Genomic DNA, 4,410 nt, shown 5'->3' on the forward strand with positions numbered 1-4,410 from the left:
TGCTGTGCTCATAGTCGTGTTCGTTCGCGTTGGATCTCGGAACGGCAACGGAACGGCATCGCTTCGGCAACGATCACGCGGAGCCGCCGTCCGCCCCGTCCGCGCCTCCCTAGGCTTGAACCGGCCCGGATGCTCATCCGGGTAGCTGGGCACCCGAGTCGTTCCTCCCGAGGGCGTCGAGGCCGTGATCCTGAGCGATGCATCCGACACCGGGTGCGGCCACGACCGCACCGAGCCGAGGGAGAGCCATGACCCCCATCCGACCCACGACCCTGACCCGGGCGGCCGCCGCCGCCCTGGCGCTGACCCTGGGCGCAGTGCTCGCCGGGTGTGCTGCCGGCCCGAGCGACTCGCCGAAGCCCGCCGCGAGCGAGGCGACCGAAAGCCCCGCGCCGAGCGAATCCGAGCCGACGGAGTCCGAATCGGCCCCCGCTGGCGTGGACATGGACAAGGCCCTGGCCGAGCGCGACGCCTTCATCCGGGACCAGCAGTTGCCGCTGGACGGGAGCACCCTCGTCGCGGTCACCGAGGGGCAGAAAGCCTTCATTGCCGAGGAGAAGGCCTTCATCGAATCACAGGGTGCCACCTGGGGCGGCGCGGAGCAGGAGGGCATCTATCTCGCGCTGGCCGCCGATGCCTGCGAGACCGCGATCCTGAACGGGCACCGCATCGACACGACGACCCTCGAGACGCACGTCGGGACGAGCCCGCTGTTTGCCAGTCTGATCCCCGCGGAGATCACCGGAGCCGAGCGTCAGGCCGCCGAGCGCAACGTCGCGAGCATCATGGTCAACGGCACCAAGTACCTCTGCGAGCCCGATTTCGCGCAGTGGTCAGCGGCCTTCGACGCGGGGTACCCCGCCCCGTAGCCCCGGCGCGGTCCGCAGGACGAACAACGGCCTCACCCGGGGTACTCCCGGGGTGAGGCCGTTGTGTCGCGTCGTCGTGGGCTTAGGGGGTGAGCCGGTGGCGCTCATCGTGCCACACGGAGGCGAGGGGCTTGAGCTTTTCCTCGTGCTTATTGCCGTGGTGGGCGCAGAAGAGCAGCTCGGAATCGCCGAGCACCGCGCGGACATAAGCCTGAGCGTTGCAGCTATCGCAACGGTCCAGCCCGGTCAGTGCGCGCCTCGGGTCCAGAGTGGTCTCTGCGGTTTCCTGTTCGAGCGTCGTCATGGTTCCTCCTCAGCGGTCGGATCAAGGTATCTTCCCGTTGCACATATCCAAACACGTTTTGGCTGGAGAAGCCCGGGGCGCGGGGCGTGTTTCGCTGACCGCGTACCATTCGCCACGTCATTCGGTCGATCGGCACGGCCCGGCACCCGCGGCGAGCTGGGCGGGTTTTGCACTCGCCGGGTGACCGGCGGAGCGATGTCGGCCGCGTGTCGTAGTGTGGAGAGTTGTCAACCGAAGGGAAACCGCGTTCGTGGCAGATACCAGTTACTCCGCACGTCATCTCACCATGCTCGAGGGCCTGGAAGCGGTCCGGAAGCGACCCGGAATGTACATCGGCACCACGGACTCCCGCGGGCTCATGCACTGCCTCTGGGAGATCATCGATAACTCGGTCGATGAGGCGCTTGCGGGCCACGGGAACCAGATCAACGTCACCCTGCACGCGGACGGCAGCGTCACCGTCGGGGACACCGGTCGCGGCGTGCCGGTGGACATCGAGCCCCGGAGTGGCCTGTCCGGTCTGGAGCTGGTCTTCACGAAGCTGCACGCGGGCGGCAAGTTTGGCGGCGGCTCGTACGGCTCCGCTGGCGGCCTGCACGGCGTCGGCGCCTCCGTCGTGAACGCCCTCTCGGCCCGCCTCGACGTCGAGGTCGACCGCGACGGTATGACGCACGCGCTCAGCTTCCGGCACGGCGAGCCGGGGACCTTCGCGGGCGAGGAGCCGACGAGCCCCTTCACCCCCTTCGACGAACCGAGCCCGCCCGCCGTGGTCGGCAAGGTCAAAAAGGGCGTCACCGGTACCCGGGTGCGCTACTGGGCCGACCCGCAGATCTTCCACCCCGATGCGAGCTTCGACGAGGAGGCGCTGCTCTCGCGTGCCCGGCAGACCGCGTTCCTGGTCCCCGGCCTCGCGATCACCGTCGAGGACGAGCGCGGCGCGGAGCCGGTCTCCCACCGCTTCGCCTTCGACGGCGGCATCGCGGAGTTTGTCGACTACCTCGCCGCCGACGGCCCCGTCACGGACACCTGGCGCTTCACCGACACGGGCACGTTCTCCGAGACCGTGCCCGTCATGAACGAGGCGGGCGCGCTCGTGTCCACCGAGGTCCAGCGCGAGTGCGAGGTCGACATCGCGCTGCGCTGGGGGACGGGCTACGACACCACGCTCAAGAGCTTCGTGAACATCATTGCGACGCCGAAGGGCGGCACGCACGTCACGGGCTTCGAGCAGGGCCTCGTCAAGTTCTTCCGCAAGCAGGTCGAGGCGAACGCCCGCAAGCTCAAGGCGGGCACCGACAAGATCGAGAAGGACGACATTCTCACCGGGCTCACCGCGGTGATCATGGTCCGCGTCCCCGAGCCGCAGTTCGAGGGACAGACGAAGGAGGTGCTCGGCACCGCCGCCGTGCGCGCCATCGTCTCCCGCGTGCTGACGAAGCACCTGGACGCGAAGTTCGCCGCCACCGGCAAGGTCGAAAAGGCGCAGACGGGGCAGCTGCTCGAAAAAATGGTCTCCGAGATGAAGGCGCGCGTCTCCCTGCGCGCCCAGCGGGATACCCAGCGCCGGAAAACGAGCCTGGAAAGCTCCTCCCTGCCCACGAAGCTCATCGACTGCCGGAGCCGAAACGTCGAGGACACCGAGCTGTTCATCGTTGAGGGTGACTCCGCGCTCGGCACGGCACGGCCCGCGCGCGACTCCGAGTTCCAGGCGCTGCTGCCCATCCGCGGCAAGATCCTGAACGTGCAGAAGGCCTCGGTCGCCGACATGCTCTCCAACGCCGAGTGCGGCGGCATTATTAAAACCATCGGGGCCGGCTCTGGCCGGGACTTCGATCTGGAGCAGGCCCGCTACGGGCGCGTCATCATCATGAGCGACGCGGACGTCGACGGGGCGCACATCCGGACCCTCCTCCTCACGCTGTTCTTCCGCTACATGCGCCCCCTGCTTGAGGCGGGGCGGGTGTACGCGGCCGTGCCGCCGTTGCACCGCGTGATCGTGCAGCACGCGGGCCGGAAGCCCAACGAGGTCATTTACACCTACAGCGAGGCGGAGCTGCGCACGCTGCTCGCCGACCTGAAGAAGCGGGGCAAGAAGTATCAGGAACCGATCCAGCGCTACAAGGGCCTGGGTGAGATGGACGCCGATCAGCTCGCGGAGACCACCATGGACCGCGAGCACCGGCTGCTGCGCCGGATCCGGATGTCGGACGCCCACGAGGCGGCGCTGAGCTTCGAGCTGCTGATGGGCAACGAGGTCGCCCCGCGCAAGGAGTTCATCATCGAAAATGCCGACGATCTCGACCGCGACCGGATCGACGCCTAGGTCGAGCGACGCCGCAAAGCGCTGTGGCGGCCCACCCCTCGGGGTGAGCCGCCACAGCTGGTTGATCCGCTGGCCCTAGGGAGCCTGGCCGACGAAGCCCGCGGCGCCGTCAATGGGGGTGCCGGATCCGTCACGCTTGCCGAGCTCCGCGGGGAGCTTGCGCGCGGCCCCGTCCGGTCCGAGCGCGCGGGGTTCGCCCCGGCCGACCCAGGCGGCGGCGAGGCGGTCCTCGCCCTTCAGGAAGCGCTGGACGCGCACCCCGGCCGTCGCGCGGCCCTTCGCGGGGTACTCCTCCCAGTCGCTGAGCTTCGCGGTCGACACGTCCGCGCCGGGCAGCGTGAGTGAGCTCTCCGCAACCGTGACCACGAGGACCTGGTCCTCGACGGGGTCCGTGCCCTCGGGGGTCGGCGGGACGGCCCCGCCGAAGATCACCCGGGCGTCGTCGGACAGCCGGATGCCCGCCATGCCGCCCGCGGGGCGGCCCTGCGGCCGAACCAGGGCGGCCGCGAAGCGCAGCAGCTGCGCATCGCTCGTGACGAACACGAACTCGGCCTCGTCCGGTGCGGGGGACACGCCGACCAGGCGGTCGCCGTCCTTCAGGGTGATGACCTCGAGGTCGGGCTTCGCGGGCAGCTCCGTGAGCACGACCCGCTTGACGACGCCCTGCGCGGTGACGAGCCCGATCGGGGTCTCCGTCTCCAGGGGGACAATCCCGACGACGCGCCGCCCCTGGGCGGGCACGCCGAGGTAGTCCAGCAGGGGCACCCCGGCGGCGAAGGAGATGCTCGCCCCGGGCACCTGCGGCAGGTCGACGGGGGAGAAGCGGTGCAGCGAGCCGTCCGAGAGCACGGCCCCAATTTCGGCCCGCGCGCTCGTGTCGAGGCTGGCCAGCAGGGCCCCGTGCTTCGCGGGGC

General features: G+C 69.5%; 4 protein-coding genes. 2 read left to right on the forward strand and 2 right to left on the reverse strand.

Annotated features, from left to right (window positions below; genetic code table 11):
• Positions 1 to 248 precede the first annotated feature (248 nt).
• Complete coding sequence (locus OOT08_RS16065; RefSeq protein WP_325093832.1) at positions 249 to 869, forward strand: hypothetical protein; 621 nt, start codon at positions 249 to 251, stop codon at positions 867 to 869.
• Between the two features lie 82 nt (positions 870 to 951).
• Here the strand turns inward: OOT08_RS16065 and OOT08_RS16070 are convergent, their stop codons facing one another.
• Complete coding sequence (locus OOT08_RS16070) at positions 952 to 1,173, reverse strand: DUF7455 domain-containing protein (protein ID WP_325093833.1); 222 nt, start codon at positions 1,171 to 1,173, stop codon at positions 952 to 954.
• A 250-nt stretch (positions 1,174 to 1,423) separates the two neighbouring features.
• Here OOT08_RS16070 and OOT08_RS16075 point away from each other — a divergent pair, with 250 nt between their 5' ends.
• A complete protein-coding gene (locus OOT08_RS16075) occupies positions 1,424 to 3,496 on the forward strand; it encodes a DNA gyrase/topoisomerase IV subunit B (protein WP_325093834.1) in 2,073 nt (690 codons plus the stop codon).
• Between the two features lie 75 nt (positions 3,497 to 3,571).
• On the opposite strand, the gene OOT08_RS16080 is transcribed toward OOT08_RS16075, so the two are convergent.
• On the reverse strand, positions 3,572 to 4,410 hold an 839-nt coding region (locus OOT08_RS16080; protein WP_325093835.1), incomplete at its 5' end, for a DNA gyrase C-terminal beta-propeller domain-containing protein.

The sequence above is a fragment of the Leucobacter sp. M11 genome, from assembly GCF_035726885.1.
In the GTDB taxonomy this organism is placed as follows: domain Bacteria; phylum Actinomycetota; class Actinomycetes; order Actinomycetales; family Microbacteriaceae; genus JAPFRB01.